At 57.4% G+C, this 18,917-nt stretch carries 20 protein-coding genes and 1 pseudogene; all 21 read left to right on the top strand.

Translation table 11 applies throughout. The features are described from left to right. The first annotated feature begins 261 nt into the window (after positions 1 to 261). The 21 genes and pseudogenes from J2X61_RS29925 (at position 262) to J2X61_RS29830 (ending at position 18,547) form a co-directional block, all read left to right on the top strand. Positions 262 to 2,301, top strand: a complete 2,040-nt coding sequence (locus J2X61_RS29925) for a glucosidase family protein (protein WP_310193328.1) — start codon at positions 262 to 264, stop codon at positions 2,299 to 2,301. A gap of 184 nt (positions 2,302 to 2,485) precedes the next feature. Then, positions 2,486 to 2,629 (top strand): annotated as a pseudogene (locus J2X61_RS36510) (TerD family protein); the annotation flags it as partial. Between the two features lie 216 nt (positions 2,630 to 2,845). Beyond that, positions 2,846 to 3,583 (top strand): TerC family protein, encoded by a 738-nt coding sequence (locus J2X61_RS29920; RefSeq protein WP_274472659.1) that lies wholly within the window; start codon positions 2,846 to 2,848, stop codon positions 3,581 to 3,583. 532 nt (positions 3,584 to 4,115) lie between these two features. Then, positions 4,116 to 4,781, top strand: coding sequence for an ethanolamine utilization microcompartment protein EutL (gene eutL / locus J2X61_RS29915; protein WP_310193528.1), 666 nt, complete (start codon positions 4,116 to 4,118; stop codon positions 4,779 to 4,781). A 19-nt stretch (positions 4,782 to 4,800) separates the two neighbouring features. Next, the gene (locus J2X61_RS29910; RefSeq protein ID WP_274472661.1) at positions 4,801 to 5,304 is read left to right on the top strand and encodes a BMC domain-containing protein; all 504 of its coding nucleotides are present in this window, start codon (positions 4,801 to 4,803) and stop codon (positions 5,302 to 5,304) included. Continuing rightward, entirely contained in the window at positions 5,301 to 6,833 is a 1,533-nt protein-coding gene (locus J2X61_RS29905) for an acetaldehyde dehydrogenase (acetylating) (RefSeq protein ID WP_274472662.1), read from the top strand. The genes J2X61_RS29910 and J2X61_RS29905 overlap by 4 nt, the downstream gene beginning before the upstream one ends. Before the next feature lie 31 nt (positions 6,834 to 6,864). Then, the gene (locus J2X61_RS29900; RefSeq protein WP_274472663.1) at positions 6,865 to 7,152 is read left to right on the top strand and encodes a BMC domain-containing protein; all 288 of its coding nucleotides are present in this window, start codon (positions 6,865 to 6,867) and stop codon (positions 7,150 to 7,152) included. A 6-nt stretch (positions 7,153 to 7,158) separates the two neighbouring features. Further along, positions 7,159 to 7,971, top strand: a complete 813-nt coding sequence (pduL, locus tag J2X61_RS29895) for a phosphate propanoyltransferase (RefSeq protein ID WP_310193323.1) — start codon at positions 7,159 to 7,161, stop codon at positions 7,969 to 7,971. After that, a complete protein-coding gene (locus tag J2X61_RS29890) occupies positions 7,972 to 8,832 on the top strand; it encodes a hypothetical protein (RefSeq protein ID WP_310193321.1) in 861 nt (286 codons plus the stop codon). A gap of 5 nt (positions 8,833 to 8,837) precedes the next feature. Further along, complete coding sequence (locus J2X61_RS29885; RefSeq protein WP_310193318.1) at positions 8,838 to 9,140, top strand: EutN/CcmL family microcompartment protein; 303 nt, start codon at positions 8,838 to 8,840, stop codon at positions 9,138 to 9,140. Next, positions 9,122 to 9,463, top strand: coding sequence for a BMC domain-containing protein (locus tag J2X61_RS29880; RefSeq protein WP_310193315.1), 342 nt, complete (start codon positions 9,122 to 9,124; stop codon positions 9,461 to 9,463). Before J2X61_RS29885 ends, J2X61_RS29880 begins: the two co-directional genes overlap by 19 nt. 3 nt (positions 9,464 to 9,466) lie before the next feature. Then, entirely contained in the window at positions 9,467 to 9,907 is a 441-nt protein-coding gene (locus tag J2X61_RS29875; protein ID WP_310193313.1) for a EutP/PduV family microcompartment system protein, read from the top strand. 53 nt (positions 9,908 to 9,960) lie between these two features. After that, positions 9,961 to 11,385 (top strand): sensor histidine kinase, encoded by a 1,425-nt coding sequence (locus J2X61_RS29870; RefSeq protein ID WP_310193310.1) that lies wholly within the window; start codon positions 9,961 to 9,963, stop codon positions 11,383 to 11,385. Then, positions 11,382 to 11,993, top strand: a complete 612-nt coding sequence (locus tag J2X61_RS29865; protein ID WP_310193308.1) for an ANTAR domain-containing response regulator — start codon at positions 11,382 to 11,384, stop codon at positions 11,991 to 11,993. Before J2X61_RS29870 ends, J2X61_RS29865 begins: the two co-directional genes overlap by 4 nt. Beyond that, on the top strand, positions 11,986 to 13,461 hold the full coding sequence (locus tag J2X61_RS29860) for an ethanolamine ammonia-lyase reactivating factor EutA (protein ID WP_310193305.1): 1,476 nt from the start codon (positions 11,986 to 11,988) through the stop codon (positions 13,459 to 13,461). Before J2X61_RS29865 ends, J2X61_RS29860 begins: the two co-directional genes overlap by 8 nt. Continuing rightward, positions 13,458 to 14,819, top strand: coding sequence for an ethanolamine ammonia-lyase subunit EutB (locus J2X61_RS29855; RefSeq protein ID WP_310193302.1), 1,362 nt, complete (start codon positions 13,458 to 13,460; stop codon positions 14,817 to 14,819). Before J2X61_RS29860 ends, J2X61_RS29855 begins: the two co-directional genes overlap by 4 nt. A 15-nt stretch (positions 14,820 to 14,834) precedes the next feature. Then, positions 14,835 to 15,686, top strand: a complete 852-nt coding sequence (eutC, locus tag J2X61_RS29850; protein WP_310193298.1) for an ethanolamine ammonia-lyase subunit EutC — start codon at positions 14,835 to 14,837, stop codon at positions 15,684 to 15,686. A 56-nt stretch (positions 15,687 to 15,742) separates the two neighbouring features. Then, positions 15,743 to 15,871, top strand: coding sequence for a hypothetical protein (locus tag J2X61_RS29845; RefSeq protein ID WP_274472674.1), 129 nt, complete (start codon positions 15,743 to 15,745; stop codon positions 15,869 to 15,871). A gap of 45 nt (positions 15,872 to 15,916) precedes the next feature. Next, positions 15,917 to 17,440: an amino acid permease gene (locus tag J2X61_RS29840; RefSeq protein ID WP_310193295.1), complete on the top strand. Its 1,524-nt coding sequence runs from the start codon at positions 15,917 to 15,919 to the stop codon at positions 17,438 to 17,440. Between the two features lie 86 nt (positions 17,441 to 17,526). After that, positions 17,527 to 18,285, top strand: a complete 759-nt coding sequence (locus J2X61_RS29835) for a YwmB family TATA-box binding protein (protein WP_274472676.1) — start codon at positions 17,527 to 17,529, stop codon at positions 18,283 to 18,285. A gap of 52 nt (positions 18,286 to 18,337) precedes the next feature. Beyond that, positions 18,338 to 18,547, top strand: coding sequence for a hypothetical protein (locus J2X61_RS29830; RefSeq protein ID WP_274472677.1), 210 nt, complete (start codon positions 18,338 to 18,340; stop codon positions 18,545 to 18,547). The last annotated feature ends 370 nt before the right edge of the window (positions 18,548 to 18,917 follow it).

The following is an 18,917-nucleotide window of genomic DNA, read 5'->3' as shown; positions in this document are numbered from 1 at the left end:
CATCCTCCCACATTCCTCTTAAATTTAGTAGAACCTAATGCTGTGAAGAGTAGTTCGTGATGACAGTTATATTTTATCGAAGTTTCCAATCCATTGTAAGTAGTGAAAATGCTTTTAGTATGTGTGCCGAATGTTACTAGCTAACGTTGAGGTTATTAACTAACCGGGGAGGCGCGGACAATTTTTCCGATCATGAAGTGAGGTTACTTTAAATACAATAGGACATGACATATGAAAAGATATGGCGATAGGAGGTCAACTATGCGTGCAAAAGAGCAGCGCCCGCGCGTTTTCCCCGACTGGTGCGATACGGGCGGCAAGACGGGCGATGGGGACGCCTTACGGCATGTGTTGGACGAGGATGGCAGCATCGTGTGGGACATCTCGCAGGATAAGCGTCTTCCTCATTACGATCATATAGAGATGAGCGGATTTCAGGTTTCGGTCATCGTCAGTTATGGTGTGGGCGACAGTGGTGAGCTGAAGCTGAACCGGCATGCGGTTTTTCCGGGTTTGCGCACCATTCCTAATGATACGAGGGGGAGCTTATCGCATAATTTCGGCTTGGAGGCTTCAGCCGTCATAAAGGTCGACGGGCAGCCGGTTGAGAGTGAGTATCCGCGTCTGATCAGAATTCGGGGATTTCTCGAAATTACGAGTATAACCAAGCAGGGGCTCGAAATCGTGCGAAAACTGATGCCGGCCGTAGACGAGGCGGCGGTGATCGAGAAAGTGACGGTACGCAACTGTGCGGCCAAAATTTTGGAGGTCGAAGTGAACGTACCGGCGTACCTGCATGTGACAGATCCGGCGGCGGGCGTGGCAGGCTCGTACGAGCTTAGAGCGAATTTGGCCAACTCGGACAGCGAGTATGTGTCCAATAACGCCTGCTATAATTATCGGAGTATGGAACCGGGAGAGAGCCACACGTATTACTGCCTATTTAGTGCGGCCCCGCTGAACCGGGTTCTTGTTGTGAATGCGCATGCGGAAGAGCGGAAGCGGCTCGATTTGGTTGAGCAATGGTTCGGCGCCCTTCGGCTGGAAACACCGGATCGTACATTGAACGCTGCATTCAACTACGCGAAACTGCGCGGCAGCGAAAGTATTTTCCTAACCCGCAACGGCTTGATGCATGGACCCGGCGGTGGTGACTATTATGCGGCATTATGGACCAATGACCAGTGCGAGTATATCAATCCGTTCTTTCCTTTTCTAGGGTATGAGGCAGGGATCGAACAAAGCATTAACGGCTACTCCTTGTATATGAACCACATGGGCCCGTTATTCAGCAAGCCGCTGGTTTCCAGCCTCATCGCCGAAGGGACCGATTATTGGAACGGAGCAGGCGATCGCGGGGATGCGGCGATGTATGCTTATGGGGCGGCCAGGTTTTGTATGGCGAATGGCGATCCGCAAGTTGCAGAGAAGCTGTGGCCGGGCATCGTCTGGTCGCTTGAATATTGTAGACGGCAGAAGAACGAGCACGGCGTGATCCGCAGCGATTCGGATGAGTTGGAGAACCGTTTTCCTTCCGGGGAGGCGAACCTGTTTACCTCTTGCTTGGTGTATGACGCTTTGCGCAGCACGGCCATGCTCGCCAAGGCAATGGGGAAACATACGTTGACGGTTGAGAAATACTACTTGGAGGAAGCGGCTGAGCTTCGGGGAGCGATTGAGAGGTATTTTGCAGCGGATGTCGAGGGTTATGCAACCTATCGCTATTATGAGGGCAACGATATTCTGCGGTCATGGATCTGCGTGCCTTTGGTGATGGGCTTGTTCGAGCGGAAGGAGGGGACCTTGCAGGCACTCTTCTCGCCAAGGTTGTGGACGGAGAACGGGCTATGTACCCAAGCGGGCGATACGACGTTCTGGGACCGGGCGACGCTGTATGCGCTTCGCGGTGTTTTTGCTGCGGGGGAGCCGGACTTGGCTTTGCAGCATTTGACCGCTATCACACGCCAACGGCTGCTCGGGGAGCATGTGCCTTATTTCGTAGAGGCGTACCCGGAGGGGAATCAGCGCCAGCTGTCGGCGGAGAGCGGGCTCTTCGCCCGCGTCTTTACGGAGGGCCTGTTCGGCATCAGGCCGACAGGCTTCCGGAGCTTCACGTGCAACCCGCAGCTGCCCTCGAGCTGGCAGGAGGCTGCTTTGCGGGACGTGAGGGCGTTCGGAACGGCCTTCGATCTGGAGGTTAGCCGGACGGGGACGGGGAAACGGTTGCGGGTGTATGTGCAAGGGGAGCTTGTTTGCGACCAACAGGCGGGGCTGCGGGATGAGTTCCGGGTGGAACTGTAGGGAGGGATTAGAGCGTTAAAAAGAGTTAGGGTGACCGGAGGGTCACCTTTTTTTGTATATTCGGCAGGTTTCTTCCCCTCCTGATAATGGATTCACTGATTTTAGCGGGAAATGTATATGAAATTTCGAATAGAATCTGTCGGCTCGTCAAGTCTGGCTTGACTAACCGGCTGCCGGCAACAAAATCGGAAAGCAATTCTCGGTCGAAACCACCATTGTCGTCAGAGAATTATACAGATATAATGGCGAGTGGAAGTTTAACGTGGCAGCTGCAGGTTTCTCCGGCGGCTCGGAGCACTGTTTGGCAATTCCGGTGTGGATGCGGTGAGGGGATTAGCACCGTCGCCGCCACCTAACGCTCAATCCCATTATCATGAAAATGGACGAGCATAGCAGCCGGTTTCCGATGTGTGCGGTCGCCATGTTCGGAACGGTGACAATATGATTCCGGGCACCGGGAGCTCGATAAGCCTATAACCGGGGACTACGTTGGGTGGCAGGCAGCAAATCATTGATGGACGAATGAAAGGAGATCGGCAAAGCAATGTTGGATTTTTTGGCTAGCTTTATTCAAAATTTTACGAATTTCTTCAGTTGGGATGTTCTGAAAACGACCATTACCGACCCAGTCAGCTGGGGGATCATCGGCACCTTGGTTGTGCTGGAAGGACTATTGTCTGCGGACAACGCGCTCGTGCTGGCGGTGATGGTGAGGCATCTGCCGAAAGAGCAGCAGAAGAAAGCTCTCTTTTATGGGCTGATTGGGGCTTATGTGTTCCGCTTTCTGGCGATTGGCGTGGGGACGTTCCTGGTCCAAATTACGTGGATCAAAGTTCTCGGCGGCCTGTACTTGCTATGGATCGCTATCAGCAACCTCTTTCTTAAGAAAGAAGAGGAAGATGAGCAGGTCGAGGGCAAAGCTTTCTCGTTCTGGAGAACGGTGCTGGCTGTTGAGTTGATGGATATTGCCTTCAGCGTGGACAGCGTCCTGGCTGCGTTCGGGGTGAGCGACAAGGTATGGGTCTTATTCCTGGGAGGTATATTGGGCGTACTGATGATGCGTGGAGTGGCGCAAGTATTCCTGCGGCTGATCGAGAAGTTCCCGGAGCTGGAGAAGGCCGCTTTCGTTTTGATCATTATTATTGGACTCAAAATGATTCTTGGCGCATTTGGCGTGCACATCTCGCATGCGGTCTTCTTCTCGCTGCTGATCGCAGTGTTCGTAGGCACGATGATCATCAGTGCGGTGCGAAGAAAAGGCCAGACGGACGTAGGGGCTTAATAATTACATAAGGGAGGGAGGCTGCGCTCCTCTCTGGGTAAGGGGCGAGCGAACGGGCTTGCCCCTTATTTTTTTTTTGGGGCGGATCAGCGATGGCTACGGAACGGATGAAGAATCTGGATGGAGCGTGCCTTATAGCCTCGCTAACGGACAGAGAAGCCTCTATTCGAAGAAAAATGGGCTCATCGATTATCTAACGGACACCCGTGCAGTTAATCGCTCTAGTTGAACCTGATTTCCCTACGAAATCAGCAAATAAGGACGCTGGTGTCCGTTAGCGGCACATCGTGATGCTTTTTGCCAGATTAACGGCCGCTGAGTCCGTTAGATTTGTCTGAGGAGCACCGCCCCCTTTGAACAAGCTGCTGCCGGCCGTATAAGGAGGCATATCCACCCTTCGCACAGCATATCCATTAACAAAAGCATACAACAGGCAAAGGTGCCTCAGGTCTTAGAACGTCGAGCCGTTCTCCGTACCGGGGCGCTTTTTTGCTATCAGCATCGAGGCGATGAGGTGAGGGATGTGAGCCATGTGAACCACAATCAAAAACCGATACGCGCCGTACCGCTCGCCGTCCGCATCATCCCGAACGCCGACGCCGGACTGGCGCAGCAGCTGTCGTTAAGGCCGGGCATCCGCAGCCTCGGTCTCCTAACCTCAACCATCGACGATGTCGGCTACACGGCAATCGACGAAGCGACGAAGAAGGCGGCCGTCGAAGTGGTGTATGCCCGCTCGTTCTACGCGGGAGCGGGTCATGCGTCCGGTCCGCTGTCCGGCGAGTTCATCGGCATCATCAGCGGCGCATCGCCGGACGAGGTGCGCAGCGGGCTGGACGCCGCCATCCAAGTGATGGAGGCCGGAGCCTGCTTCTACGCCCTTAATGAGGAGGGCTCGCACGCGTACTATGCGCATGTGGTCTCCCGAACAGGCGCGTACCTCTCCAAGGAAGCGGACATTGCCGAGGGCGAGCCGCTGGCCTACTTGATCGCGCCGCCACTGGAGGCGGTGTACGGTCTCGATGCGGCACTCAAAGCTGCGGATGTGCGCATGTGCAAATTCTTCGGTCCGCCGACAGAGACGAATTTCGCGGGAGGCTTGCTGACGGGCAGCCAGTCGGCGTGCACGGCGGCGGCGGAGGCGTTCGCGGATGCCGTGCGGGGCATCGCGCGCGACCCGAAGCGAATAGGCTATTAGAAGGCAGGTGCTTGGCATAATGGATCAACAGCGGATGTCCTTAGGCATGATTGAAACGCATGGCTTACCGGCTCTGATTGCGGCGGCGGACGCCGCAGCGAAAACGGCGGATGTCAAGGTGGCGGCATACGAGAAGGCGGACGCCGGCATTGTCACGGTTTATATATGGGGCGACGTGGCTGCGGTCAAGGCGGCTGTCGATGCCGGAGCGGCGGAGGCGGCGAGGGTAGGCAGGCTGCTCGGCACGCAGGTCATCCCGCGCCCGGACCCCTCCGTCTATACGATGCTGCAGGGAGCGGAGGCGGTCTCCCAAGCGCCGGCACCGAAACCAGCGCCGACCGCAGCGAAGCAGGAGCTGCCCGCAGCGCGTTGGAGCAAAATGAGCGTAGCCCAGCTTCGCGAGCTGGCTCACAGCACACCGAAGTTCCCGCTTACGGGGCGGGACCTCCAGCTGGTCAGCAAAGCGGAGCTGATCCGGCTCTTCACGGAGCTGGAGGGTGAAGGAGGCGAGCCGGCGACATGAAGCTGGACAGCGATTTGCAGGCGATCCAGGAGGTGCGCAATTGCTTGCAGGAGGCGAGAGCAGCGCAGAAGCTCCTGGAAACCATGTCCCAGCCGCAGATAGACGCCATCGTGGCGGCTATGGCCCATGCGGCTGAACAAGAGGCGGAGCGGCTGGGCGCGCTGGCCGTGCAGGAGACGGGCTTCGGGAAGGCAGCCGACAAGAAGGCGAAAAATTTGTTCGTCGCGAAGGAGGTCTACTCCGCGATGAAGGACATGCAAACGGTCGGCATTATCCGCAAGGATGAAGCCAGACAGGTATGGGACATCGCGCAGCCCGTAGGTACCATAGCGGCGATCATCCCATCGACGAACCCGACCTCGACGGTTCTATTCAAATGCATGATCGCGCTGAAGGCGCGCAACGCGATCGTCATCTCCCCGCACCCGTCGGCGCTTCGCTGCTCACAGGAGTCGGCGGCCGTCATGCGGGCTGCGGCCGAGAGCGCGGGCGCTCCGCCGGGGCTCATTCACTGCCTCTCGCAGCCGACCCTGGAGGCGAGCGGGGAGCTGATGCGGCACAAGCTGACGGATCTCATCCTGGCTACGGGCGGAACGGCCATGGTGAAGGCCGCCTACAGCTCCGGCAAACCCGCATATGGGGTAGGCCCCGGCAATGTACCGGTGTATATTCACCGGAGCGCGCAGATCGAGCGGGCGGTACGCCTCATTCTGCAGAGCAAAACGTTCGACTACGGTACGATCTGTGCCTCCGAACAGGCTTTGGTTGTCGATGAATCGGTCAAACCGGCGCTCATCGAACAATTGCAGCGGCAAGGCGCTTACTTCCTGAACGTACAGGAGAAAGCCAACGTAGCGGCGATCCTCACCGTGGGGAAAGGCATGAACCCGCGGATCGTCGGCCGGTCGCCGCAAGTCATCGCAGCTGAGGCCGGCATCACCATCCCGGAGGAGACGCAGGTGTTGATTGCCGAGGAGTCTCACGTCGGTCCCGAACATCCGTTCTCCATGGAGAAACTTAGCCCCGTCCTTGCCTTATATACAGTCAGCGGCTGGCAGGAAGGGTGCCAGAGGTGCATCGAGCTGCTTACCCTTGGCGGTCTGGGCCATACGCTCGGCATCCACGCGGAAGAAGCGTCCGTGATCGAAGCGTTCGGGCTTGAGAAGCCGGCATCTCGAATTGTCGTTAACACAGGAACGACGTTCGGCGGCATAGGCGCGACAACGGGGATCTTTCCCTCGATGACGCTGGGCTGCGGAACCGCAGGCAACAACATCACCTCGGACAATATCGGGCCGCAGCATTTGCTGAACATCAAACGTGTGGCTTTCGGCATCAAGGAGATGCCCGTCGCCGAACCGGTTCGAGAGACTCCGATTCCCCGTCCCGGATCCGGTTCCGGCTCCGATGCCGAGCCATTCGCCCGGCAAATGGCGGAAAGTTTGGCAAGTGCCCATCCGCTTGGCATTACACGCGAGGAAGTTGCGCAAATCGTGAGGAACGTGCTTGCCGAGATGCAGCGGAAATAAAATATCGCAATTATCAAAGGAGGAGATCGCAATGGCAGGTGAATTGGCCGCTTTAGGTATGGTGGAGACGAAGGGCTTGGTAGGTTCGATCGAAGCGGCGGACGCGATGGTGAAGGCGGCGAATGTGAGGCTGGTCGGCAAAGTTCATGTCGGCGGCGGGCTAGTAACCGTAATGGTCAGAGGCGACGTCGGTGCGGTCAAAGCCGCTACGGATGCCGGGGCTGCCGCAGCGGAGAAGGTGGGCGAGCTCGTTTCCGTGCACGTGATTCCGCGTCCGCATTCGGACATCGAGTTCATCCTTCCGAAGCTCGAAGGGTAGCAGCCGATGGCGCTCATTACGGAAACGTACCTCCGAACGCAGTTGATCCGGGGGTTGCCGAATCCGTTTCCCATCACGGATCGGGATATGCTCACCCCTGCAGCCGCCGATTTCTTGAAGGAGCGGGGAATCGTCTTGCAGCGCGCGGCCTCAAGCCCGACCGCCAATCCGTGCTCAGCGGCGGAGCCTGTGCTCATCCCGGTCGGCGTCTCCAACCGGCACGCCCACCTCTCGCCCGGCGACGTCGAGGCGCTGTTCGGCAAGGGCCGCAGACTGACGCCGCTGCGCGAGCTGTCGCAGAAGGGGCAGTTCGCCGCCAGCGAAACGGTGACGCTTCAGGGGCCGAAGGGCTGCATCGCGAACGTACGCATCCTGGGCCCTTCGCGCGGTGCGACGCAAGTGGAAATTTCGCGCACGGACGGCTTCGAGCTCGGCGTTCACCCGCCGTTGCGGCTTTCGGGCGATCTTGCGGGCACGCCGGGGATTACGCTCATAGGGCCGAGCGGCTCGGTCGTCGTTCCCCAAGGCTTAATCGTCGCCCGCAATCATGTCCATGCCTCTCCGGAGGATGCACAGCGCCTTGGACTACAGCATGGGGAGCCCATTATGCTGCAGGCTGCGGGTGAGCGGCCGGTTATTTTCGGGGATGTGACGGTACGGGTGAGCCCGCAGTTTTCGTTGGATTTCCACATCGACCGGGATGAAGCGAATGCCGCCATGCTTGGCACGGGCGATATGGTTCGTTTGATCCGCAGGAGCGATAACGAAAACGATGACGAGAACGATGCCGGCACACATGCCGAGAGGAGGCGGCGCTAGGTGGAAATCAAACAGATGGTCGAAGCGATCGTTCGCGAGCTTGTGAAGCAGGAGCTGCCCAGGCCGAAGGTGCTCTACCTCTTTTACGACAGCACGGCGCATGAGGCGTTTACGGATCATTTTATCACCTTAAATATTCACGGCATTGACCATGACCGCTTGTTCCTGGACGGCGAAGCCTCCTGCTGGCTGGGCAAGCACCGGATCGAGTGCGGCGGGCGGGGCCGAACGATTGCCGCCGATGAGTTCGCGCCATCCCCGCTCGAAGTGCCGATGGAATATGAGGGTATCGTCATTCCGGAGATTGATCTGGACAATGCGGCCAGAGCGGCGCTCGGACTGAAAGGGACGATGATTTCGGAGATTATTTTCTCCGCGCTTGTCCAGCAGAAATTCGTCCTCATCGGCGAGGACATATCAGGGCTGAAGAGGACTGACCGGCGCACGCTGCAAACATTGACGCTGCCTAAGCCTTACCGCAATCTGTTGGATTATTACATGATGGAGCTGCAAATGTACGGCGTCGAATTCGCGCCCGTGAAGCTGCTCGCCGAAAGAGCGGCAAGCAAGCTCGGCAAAACCCCGGCCCTGGCGCCCGAAGCGCCTGCATCCGAAATGTCTGGACCCGAAGCTTCTGGACCCAATGCGCCGGAAGCACCCGAACCCCATGTAACGTCAGCCCCCGCAACCGCCCCGCTCATCTGCGAGGGGAGATTGGTCTCGGCGGATTGGCTCGCGCGGGAGCTCGCGGCACGGCCGTTTCGCACGTTAAGAGTCGGCAAGCGGACAATCATTTCTGCACTGGCGCAAGACATGTTGAAAGAGCGGAACATCGCAGTTGAATTCATAGGGGAAGGGTGAGGTCCATGTTCTATGGCAAAGTCATCGGCAGCGTATGGGCGACGCAGAAGGAAGCCGGTATGGACAACCTGAAGCTGCTTGTCATTCAACCGATGGATTTCAACGGGACCGGGGCCGGTACGCCTGTTGTTGCCGCAGATCGCATTGGAGCGGGGGTCGGCGAACATGTGATCGTATCCAGAGGCAGCCCGGCCCGAACGTTGTTCACGGATAAAATGGTGCCCATCGACGCGATGATCGTCGGTATTGTCGACAGCTTCGAGGTCGCGAAGGAAGCCGAGGAGGAAACATGGAAGAGCAGAAGATGAGAGTCATTCAAGAATATGTGCCGGGCAAGCAGCTGACGCTCGCTCATGTGATCGCCAGCCCCGATCCGTCTCTGTACGCGAAGCTTGGCCTTGAGGGGCGCAGCGCTATCGGCATCCTCACGCTGACGCCGACCGAAACGGCAATCATCGCCGCCGATGTGGCGACCAAAGCGGCCGATGTGGGCATCGGCTATTTGGACCGCTTCACCGGATCGCTCGTGCTCACGGGGGAAGTGGCTGCCGTGGAGATGGCGATTGCGGCCGTGAACGCTTTTTTGCTGGAGAAGCTGAAGTTTGCTGCGGCACCTGTCACGAGGTCTTAGCCCATGAAGAAAGTGATGATCATCGGCGGTGTCGGTGCAGGCAAATCCACCCTCATCAAAGCCTTATTCGGGGAGCGGGATCCGGCCTCCAAGACGCAAAGCCTTACATATCGCGATTGGACCATCGATACGCCCGGCGAGTACAGCGAGAACCCGCTGTATTACCGGTCCTTGATGGCCACCTCGCATGAGGCGGCAGTCGTGCTGCTCGTGCAGGACGCCACGCGGGACAGGAGCTTTCTGCCGCCAGGATTCGAACAGGGCTTTCCTATCCGAACTTTAGGAGCGGTAACCAAAATCGATCATCCCTTGGCGGATATCGACCGGGCTATCGCTCTCTTGAGACAGTCGCTGCCGGAAGGCGAAATCGTGCTGACCTCCGCTGCTGCGAATGAAGGCATTTCGGAGTTGAAACATAAACTTATGCAAATCGTCCGGCCCTGAACTTAATGAATGAAGAGGGATTCCCCATGGCCTCCATTATGGAAATGTGCGCAATGTATACGCGTTTGAGCGAAGAGGATGCTCGAACGATCCAGGAGATGGCGGTTCACCTGCCGCTGATTGCCGATGTCTCCGAATCGGATGTCTTCATTGATTGTCCGCTTCCGGACCCAGGCTCGGCGCTCGTCGTTGCCCAGGCGCACCCTTGCACAGGTTCCTCCTTGTACACCTCCTCCGTCGTCGGGCAGCATGCGTTTGTGCAAAATGAACCTGCCGTCATGTACTGCTTGCTGTCCGGTCAACCGGTCATCGGTTCGCGAGGCATCTCTCAGGAGCAGATTGCGATCCAGCAGAATGTCGTCCCGATCCGCTCCAGAACGGGTCAAGTCATTGGTGCTTTGATCATGGAGCAAGATATTTCTCACAAGCTGGAGCAGGAGAAGAATGTGACCCGGCTCATGGCAACGACTGAGGGGCTCAGCGAAACGCTGCTTAACGTAGCGATGTCGCAAGGCAGCATGCAGTCGCTGATGCATGAAGGGATTATCGTCTTCGACGACAGGGAACGGGTCACGTACACGAACCCTCGCGCGCTCGACATGCTGAAGGATATCGGCCACGCCGACGCTGCTGCCGGTTCTCCGGTCGTTCCGCTGTTTTATGGCAAATTGGCGGTGTCCGGCCGTTCGGGTCTCCTTCATCAGGAGCTGCAGATCGGGCAGGTGACCTTTGATTTGAAGGTCATGTCCATTTATAGGGATCAGCGGGAGGTCGGCGGGATTATTTTGCTCCGCGATATTTCGGACTTGAAGGAGAAGGAGAAGCAGCTCGTCATCCAGTCGGCGGTCATCAAAGAAATTCATCATCGGGTCAAAAATAATTTGCAAACCGTCTCCAGCCTGCTCCGGCTGCAGATGCGCAGAACGAAGCACGAAGAGGTGGAGCGGGTGTACCGCGACAGCATCAACCGGATTAATTCGATTGCCGTCATTCATGAAATGCTGGCTTTCGACGGCTTGGCAACGATTCAGTTCAACGAGGTGGTGGACCGGATTATCAAAAACATCATTTCCTCCTCGTCCAAACCGGATCAAACGATCGTCCCGGTTATTACCGGAGATGAACTGGTTCTGCAATCCGATGTAGCGACGACGCTTGCGCTCGTGGTGAACGAGCTGGTCCAGAACTGCGTGCTGCATGCCTTCGGGGAGCGGCTCGCCGGACATATCGAAGTTTCGCTGCAGCGGCAGGATACGTTCATTCGTGTCCGGGTGACGGATGACGGCGTCGGCTTCCGTCCGGAGATGGGGGGAGGAGCGGGCAAAGCCAAAGGCCACCTCGGTTTGAAAATCACGGAAACCCTCATCGCAGAAAATCTCGGCGGCGTCCTTGACATCATGACGGATGAGCGCGGGACCGACGTGCAGCTGACGTTTCCGGCAGCGCGCCAGCGGGAGAAGGAGGAGGAAGCGCCATGAGAAACGCCATCGTGGTCGTCGATGACGACCCGATCATCCGTATGGATATTCGCGAAATGCTTGAGGAGGGCGGATATTTCGTTGCAGGCGAAGCCAAGAACGGTGAGGAAGCCATTGAATTGATTGCCCGTGTGAAGCCGGATCTGGCCATTATGGATATCAAAATGCCGGTTATGAACGGGATTAAGGCGTCGAACATCATCCGCAAGCTGCAAGCGGACACCTCGGTACTGCTTCTGACGGCGTACAGCCAGAGAGAGCTGGTGAAGGAGGCCCGCGAGGCGGGAGTGGCCGCTTTCCTCGTGAAGCCGGTGTCGGAGGAGGATCTGCTGCCGGCGGTCGAGATCGCTTTGAGCCAGAAGGAGAAGATGGACTCGCTGAAGCACGATATCAGGCTGCTGCAGCAATCGATTGAGGAGCGCAAAGTCATCGAGAAAGCGAAAGGCCTCGTTATGCGACAGCTTGGCGTCCATGAGGAGGAGGCTTATGCCCGTATGCGCGATGCAAGCATGGCGGCACGAATTCCTCTTGCGAGGCTGGCGGCCGACATCCTGCGGGACGGTGTGAACCTTTTGTCCGGAGCAGCGGGTGAACGGTTGCATGGCTGAACAGTGGATGACGAGTGTCGGTCTGGACATTGGAACGAGTACGACGAAGCTGGTCATCTCCCGGCTGCGAATCGTCCGCGCCTCCGGTGCGCTCAGCTTGCCGCGCTTCGACATTGCGGAGCGGGAGCTGCTCTACGCAAGTCCCGTTTACAGCACACCGCTGATAAGCGGTGACGAAGTCGATGCGGAGCGCATCTGGGGCATCGTGACGGCGGCGTACGAGGAGGCGGGCATACGGCCGGATGCCGTGAAGTCCGGCGCCGTTATCATTACCGGCGAGACCGCGAACCTCAAGAATGCGGAGCATATTCTTCATCAACTGGCCGAGCGGGCGGGCGATTTCGTCGTCGCGACCGCGGGCAGCGACCTGGAAGGGCTGCTCGCCGGGAAAGGCGCAGGCGCCGAGCGGCGCTCCATGCAGCTGCGCGGCGCTGCCTGCAACATCGACATCGGCGGGGGAACGGCCAACGCGGCGGTTTTCCGGCGCGGCAAGCTCGCAGGCACGGTGACCTTCCGCGTCGGCGGCAGGCTGGTCCGCATCGATGCCGAGGGCACGGTGCGCGAGGTCTCGCCGTCGCTCCGCCCGTGGCTGGCGGCGAGCGGGATCCGGCTTCAGCCCGGCGACAGGCCCGGCCTGCCGCGGCTGAAGGAGCTCGCGCGATCCATGTGCCGGTGCATGATGGATCATTTAAGCGGGCGCAGCCAGCCGGAGGCGCCGCTGCGCGCCCTGCTGCTCGGCGAGCCGTTATTGTCCGTTCCTTCTATAGAAGAATGGACGGTATCGGGCGGCATCGGCGAGCTGCTGGCGGCGATGCCGCCGGAGAGCATGGCGGAGGCGGCGCGGTATGGCGATATCGGCTTGCTGCTGGCGCAAGCCTGGAAGGAGCTCGCCGCCGGATATGCGATCCGCCATGCGGCGGCTGAGCAGACCGTCCGCGCGACCGTCATCGGCGCGGGGATGCAGAGCACGGAGATCAGCGGCGCCACCGTTCATGCCGATGCAGCGCTGCTGCCGGTCCGCAATCTGCCCGTGCTCAAGCTGGAGTTGGATGCGCGGCTGCTGGAGCCGGATGGCGGGCTTGCTCTGGCGCTAGAACGGCTATTGGTAACCGGCGCAAGCTTGTACGCGGGGGAGCGCTCGCTCCCGTTCGCTCTGGCGATGTCGGGGACGGGTCATTTGACGTACGCATCGCTCCAGCGGGCAGCGGAATTGCTTCACGCCAGCTACATCCGTCATTTTCCAGAGAGTGATGCCATCGTCGTCATCTGTGAAACGGATATCGCCCAAGCGTTCGGCCAATCCTTGGCGAGACGGTGCGGGCAGCGACCGAAGGTGATCTGTATCGATCAAGTCCGTGTGGAGCACGGGGATTACATCGATCTCGGCGAACCTTTATCCGGCATTATGATCCCCGTCGTCGTCAAAACGCTGGCATTCCAGCGAGGAGGGGAGGGCGGACGCCCTTGAACTTGAAAACAACGCTGCTCGGCACAACCTTCCAATTCCGCGATTTGAAGGAAGTGCTGGCCAAAGCGAATGAGGAGAAATCCGGCGACCAGCTTGCCGGCATCGGCGCGCGGGACGCGAAGGAGCGGATCGCTGCCAAGGAGGTGCTTGCCGGGTTGACGCTCGCAGACATCCGCAACCATCCCTTGCTGCCGCCGGAAACCGATGAAGTGTCGCGGGTGATCGAGATGAGCCTGAATGAGCAAATTTACGCCGAGGTGAGGGGCTGGTCAGTGGCCGAGCTGCGCGAATATTTGCTGCGGCAGGAGACGGGGGACGCGGAGATTCGGCGGATTTCCCGAGGTCTGACGAGCGAGATGGTTGCCGCAGCCGCCAAACTGATGACCAATCTGGATCTGGTGCAGGCCGCCTCGAAGATGGAAGTCACGACACATTGCAACATTGCTATCGGCCAGAGGGGCGTGCTTGCCGGACGCGCTCAGCCCAACCATCCGACGGACAGTCTTCCCGGCATCCGGGCGGCCTTGTACGAGGCTTTGAGCTACGGCATCGGCGATGCCGTGATTGGCGTCAATCCGGTCATCGATTCGGCGGACAGCGTGAAGAACATCCTGCAGATGACCAAAGAGGTGATGGCGAAGTGGCAGATCCCGACGCAGAACTGCGTATTGGCTCATATCAAAACGCAAATGCGCGCCATTCGCCAGGGTGCTCCGGCGGATTTGGTGTTCCAGAGCTTGGCGGGAACGGAAGATGGCAATAAGGCGTTCGGCATCGATGTCGCTTTGCTGGACGAAGCCGATGAGCTAATCGCGCGGGAAGGCACCGGCACCGGGCCGAACCTGTGGTATTTCGAGACGGGCCAAGGCTCCGAACTGTCCGCCGAAGCGCATCACGGCATCGACCAGGTCACGCTGGAGTCCCGCTGCTACGGCTTGGCCCGCAGCTATAAGCCGTTCATCGTGAACACGGTCGTAGGCTTCATCGGACCCGAGTACTTGTATGACAGCAAGCAGGTCATTCGGGCCGGTCTGGAGGACCACTTCATGGGGAAGCTGCAAGGGCTGCCCATGGGCGTGGATGTGTGCTACACCAACCATATGAAGGCGGACCAGAACGATATGGACAATTTGGCTGTGCTGCTGTCCGCTGCAGGCGTGAATTATTTGATTGGCGTGGCGATGGCGGATGACTGCATGCTCAATTACCAGTCGACCAGCTATCACGATATCGCCACTCTGCGCGAGCTGATGCGGCTGCGGCCGGCGCCGGCGTTCGAACAGTGGCTGGTGAAGATGGGCCTTATGGAGAACGGCCGGTTAACGCCGCTGGCTGGAGACCCGACCCTTTTTATGTGAAGGAGGCCGCACACAATGAATGATGCTTTCCCCATCGATGCGCTGGTGGATAAGGTCATGGCGGAGCTCGAGAAGAAGCTGTCCGCGTCCCGCCTTCCGCCGCCTTCTGCGGAGGATGTTCCGATCCCTGCCGCCGAAGAGCCTGAGTCCCATATCCCGAGTCCCAAATGGGAGGAGGGGATGCATGAGCTGCTCGCCAGCACACCTTCGCGCATTGGCGTATGGCGCTCGGGGACGAGGGCGCTCACCCGCGAGGTGCTGAAGTTCCGCCGCGACCATGCCGCTGCCGTTGATTCCATCTACGGTCAAGTCAGCCAGGCGCTTCTGGATCAATTCGGCTTGTTCACGGTTGAAACACGTTACGGGAGTACGGAGAACTACTTGAAACGCCCGGATATGGGGCGTATCGTCACGGATGAGGGTATGGCCCTCATTCGGCAGAGATGTCTGATGCGTCCGCAAGTGCAAATCATCGTCTCCGATGGATTGAGCGCGAACGCAGTGGACGCCAATCTGAGCGATGTATATCCGGCGCTGATCGACTCGCTGCACGCTTATGAGTTATCCACAGGTACTCCATTTTTTGTTCGTGGCGGCCGCGTGGCGGTCATGGATCATATCGGCGACATGCTGCAGCCCGAGGTGCTGGTGCTGCTGATCGGCGAGCGGCCTGGGCTCGTTTCCTCCAAATCGCTCAGCGCCTACATTTGTTACAGGCCGCACAGAGGCACGGTAGAGAGCGACCGCTCCGTTATCTCCAACATTCACCGCGGGGGGACTTCGCCGTTGGAAGCGGGCGCGCATATCGGCACGCTCGTGAAGAAGATGCTGGAGCAGCAAACCAGCGGCGTCCATCTGGACATTTGACATCGTTCCTGGTCCACGCGTTTGCGATTCCGACTCTGATGAAGGAGGTGGACGATATGGGGCTGGCGATTGGAATCGTGATTGTCGCGATTACATGCTTATTCGCAGGATGGATTGTGCGCATCGCGAACCGCAGCATTCGCGAATTCGACGAAAGCAAGCATGAGAGCTTCTTAGGGAAATGACCTTGTGAGCATTCATCGTTAAGTTACGGATGAGGAGGAGTAAAGATGAGCGTATCTTCCAATCATCACGACAAGGACAAAAGCGATTTGAACAAGTTCGGCTATGCTCAAGAGCTGCTGCGCAGCATGGGCGGGTTCTCCAACTTTGCGATCTCGTTCTCGATCATCTCCATCTTGACCGGGGCCGTTTCCTTATATGGCCACGGGCTTACGTACGGCGGGCCGGGTATGATGGGCTTCGGTTGGCCGATCGTCGCCTTCTTCGTCATGTGCGTCGCGGCTGTGATGGCAGAGCTGGCTTCGGCGATTCCGACGGCAGGCGCCTTGTACCACTGGGCCGCGATCCTGCGGAACAAACGCTGGGGCTGGTACACCGCCTGGATCAACCTCATCGGCCAGATTGGCATTGTCGCCGGGATCGATTACTCCGTCGCGCTGTTCACCGATCCGTTGATCGCGAGCGTATTCGGCTATACGTCGAGCGATACGACCGTGCTGATCTGCTTCACCATCATCTTGCTGACGCATGGCATTCTGAACCACATCGGCATTCGGATCGTTGCCAAGCTGAACGATTTCTCCGCCTGGTATCATATCGCGGTGGTGGCGGTGCTCGTCCTGTCTCTTGCCTTCTTCACCAAAGGCAGCCTGAACCCGGTCGCTTATTTGTTCCAAGTAGGCGAAACGTTTTCGGATAAACCGTATATGCTGGCCTTCCTGATCGGGCTATTGCAAGCCCAGTGGACATTCACCGGTTACGACGCTTCGGCGCATACGATTGAAGAGACGATCGATCCGCGTGTCCGCGCGCCTTGGGGCATTTTCACATCCGTCGCCTATTCGTTCGTCATCGGATTCATCATGCTGGCTTTCGTTACGCTGTCCATCAAGGATGCCGGTGCTGCCGCCAATTCGAGCAACGCATTCATCTACGTCATCTCCGAAGCGCTCGGGGGCACGTTCGGTTCCGTCATCTTGTGGCTGGTCACCGCGGCGATGTGGTTCTGCGGACTCGCATCCATCACCTCTTTCTCCCGCATGATGTATGCTTTCTCCCGGGATCGTGGGATGCCGTTCAGCGCGAAATGGGCGCAGATCTCCAAGAAATACCGCACGCCGGCCCATGCGATCTGGCTCGCCATCATCCTCTCCTTCCTCCTCGCGTTCATCGATTACATCATCAAAACGGTCAATCCGGATGCATCCTACACGACGATTGCGTTCCTGACGGCGGTTAGCGTTGTCGGTCTCTATGTCGCATACGGCATTCCTATCTATCTTAAGCTGCGGGCCAAAGCCGAAGGAAGATTTCAAGAGAAGCATTTAGGGCCTTGGAATCTCGGAAAATACAGCACTTTGATCTCCGTTATCGCGCTGCTCTGGATTATTTTCATCTGTGTAATCATGGTCATTCCTCCGAATCAAATGGCTGGGTATGCCGTCGCGGGAATGCTCGTTCTCCTGATCGTGATGGATTTGGCTTATTACCGAAAGCACTTCCCAGGGCCGCAGGCCGCGCTTAATACGTCTATGGAGGAGATTTTGCGGCGGGAAAAAGAACTGGAATAGACTTAACTCTCGCAGGGTTTAGTATTCGATAGATTTGGGCATCCTTTTACTAGAGTTGGAGATTCTAGTGACGGGGTGCTTTTTATATGCAGAGGAACTGGGTTAAAGCCATTATCGCCTTATCGATTCTTGGGATTATCTTTGGTTGGGTTCGTCACGCGGATGCCCGCGGCGAGCAAGAAGCCCTTCAGCTTCTAAACACCGTTAGACCCTATATGGCAGCTGAGCAGCAAGTCACATTGAAATACACAGGGTACTATGGCGCATGTTCCGGTAAGGTCTCGTCGTTGCTGCCAACAGGCTTGAAACTTTCTCGAGCCTTTGATATAGCGCAGGTTAACGTTTTGGGTGAGTCTAACGGGCATCCGGTTTATAAAGTACAAGCCGGGGTTACCGGTGGAGCTGTGGTATCGTTAACCGTGGCAAGTCCGGAAGGTCAGCACGGCTGCTACGTCGTCTTGCGGCTCGATGCATCTGAGGAAGCCGAACAAGCGGAGTGGCTGAAGTGGCAGGAGGAAGCCGGGGATGCGTTGAAGAGGCTCGGCATTCAAGGCCAGTGGAATGTGATGGTGCAGGGGTATGTGAATGAACAAGAACAGGAACAGGCTAGGCACAATGGTGCGGAAGAACTGGTCTCGCAACTCGCTCGTGATTTCAAGGGCAGCATCGTTGAAGGTTACAGTGATTCCTCCACGATCAGCAGGTCAGTGGCAACGGATGAGTTCCAGACCTCCGTCCAAAGCGGGAACCACAAGGTCAACCTACAGCTTGCCCTGCATCAGGAATCGACGACAGGTCAATGGCGGTTGACTGCAGGTACACCCGTTATAACGATGGAGTATTAAACGGGGCTGGGACTTGAGAATACAATACATAGAAAGCTGAGGAGTGAGGATCATGTCAACCATAATGAAACCGGTGATTCCAGGAATTATTGCAGAGTCGATCGAAAGCTTGCGGCGCGATGGGTGGGCGGATGACGATTTCTTTAACTTTCCCAACTATGATGAGGAACGATCGGAAGCGCGGATCTTGTTCCACTTCTTCCGAAACAATCGCGTTACGTTCGCTGCTGCGATCGTTAACAGCTATACAATTCAAGATTAGATGTGCCATTGCGCCTGCGTTATTAGCAGGTGTTTTTTGTTGCATAAATGGGAAAATAAAACATTTGCATTTGGGATATCGGACATGTTATATTGTCATTCCGGCCGCAAGACATGCAGGACATGTCGGTTGGAAGCAGCTCGAAAAAAGATTTTAAAAAAAGAGTTGCAAAGTAAAAAACGATATGGTATATTACATTTCGCTGCTTCGGAAACGCGGTAGTGAGCGAAAGACATTGATCTTTGAAAACTGAACAACGAGTGAGTAAACTTGAGCGAGCAATCGTTCAAACATGAGATTAATAATCTCGCTAGCAAGTCAATTGAGCTATTCAGCTTTCAATAAATGAGCGAGCAATCGTTCAACTATT

The sequence above is a fragment of the Bacillus sp. 3255 genome (assembly GCF_031456485.1).
Classification (GTDB): Bacteria; Bacillota; Bacilli; order Paenibacillales; family NBRC-103111; genus Paenibacillus_E.
This window is presented reverse-complemented; position numbering and strand designations above follow the sequence as displayed.

What these genes read in the sequence shown, in the direction of transcription:
- J2X61_RS29925 (WP_310193328.1), top strand. Translation starts at nt 262, where the DNA reads ATGCGTGCAAAAGAGCAGCGCCCGCGCGTTTTCCCCGACTGGTGCGAT.
- J2X61_RS29920 (WP_274472659.1), top strand. Translation starts at nt 2,846, where the DNA reads ATGTTGGATTTTTTGGCTAGCTTTATTCAAAATTTTACGAATTTCTTC.
- J2X61_RS29910 (WP_274472661.1), top strand. Translation starts at nt 4,801, where the DNA reads ATGGATCAACAGCGGATGTCCTTAGGCATGATTGAAACGCATGGCTTA.
- J2X61_RS29905 (WP_274472662.1), top strand. Translation starts at nt 5,301, where the DNA reads ATGAAGCTGGACAGCGATTTGCAGGCGATCCAGGAGGTGCGCAATTGC.
- J2X61_RS29900 (WP_274472663.1), top strand. Translation starts at nt 6,865, where the DNA reads ATGGCAGGTGAATTGGCCGCTTTAGGTATGGTGGAGACGAAGGGCTTG.
- pduL (WP_310193323.1), top strand. Translation starts at nt 7,159, where the DNA reads ATGGCGCTCATTACGGAAACGTACCTCCGAACGCAGTTGATCCGGGGG.
- J2X61_RS29885 (WP_310193318.1), top strand. Translation starts at nt 8,838, where the DNA reads ATGTTCTATGGCAAAGTCATCGGCAGCGTATGGGCGACGCAGAAGGAA.
- J2X61_RS29880 (WP_310193315.1), top strand. Translation starts at nt 9,122, where the DNA reads ATGGAAGAGCAGAAGATGAGAGTCATTCAAGAATATGTGCCGGGCAAG.
- J2X61_RS29875 (WP_310193313.1), top strand. Translation starts at nt 9,467, where the DNA reads ATGAAGAAAGTGATGATCATCGGCGGTGTCGGTGCAGGCAAATCCACC.
- J2X61_RS29870 (WP_310193310.1), top strand. Translation starts at nt 9,961, where the DNA reads ATGTATACGCGTTTGAGCGAAGAGGATGCTCGAACGATCCAGGAGATG.
- J2X61_RS29865 (WP_310193308.1), top strand. Translation starts at nt 11,382, where the DNA reads ATGAGAAACGCCATCGTGGTCGTCGATGACGACCCGATCATCCGTATG.
- J2X61_RS29860 (WP_310193305.1), top strand. Translation starts at nt 11,986, where the DNA reads ATGGCTGAACAGTGGATGACGAGTGTCGGTCTGGACATTGGAACGAGT.
- eutC (WP_310193298.1), top strand. Translation starts at nt 14,835, where the DNA reads ATGAATGATGCTTTCCCCATCGATGCGCTGGTGGATAAGGTCATGGCG.
- J2X61_RS29845 (WP_274472674.1), top strand. Translation starts at nt 15,743, where the DNA reads ATGGGGCTGGCGATTGGAATCGTGATTGTCGCGATTACATGCTTATTC.
- J2X61_RS29840 (WP_310193295.1), top strand. Translation starts at nt 15,917, where the DNA reads ATGAGCGTATCTTCCAATCATCACGACAAGGACAAAAGCGATTTGAAC.
- J2X61_RS29835 (WP_274472676.1), top strand. Translation starts at nt 17,527, where the DNA reads ATGCAGAGGAACTGGGTTAAAGCCATTATCGCCTTATCGATTCTTGGG.
- J2X61_RS29830 (WP_274472677.1), top strand. Translation starts at nt 18,338, where the DNA reads ATGTCAACCATAATGAAACCGGTGATTCCAGGAATTATTGCAGAGTCG.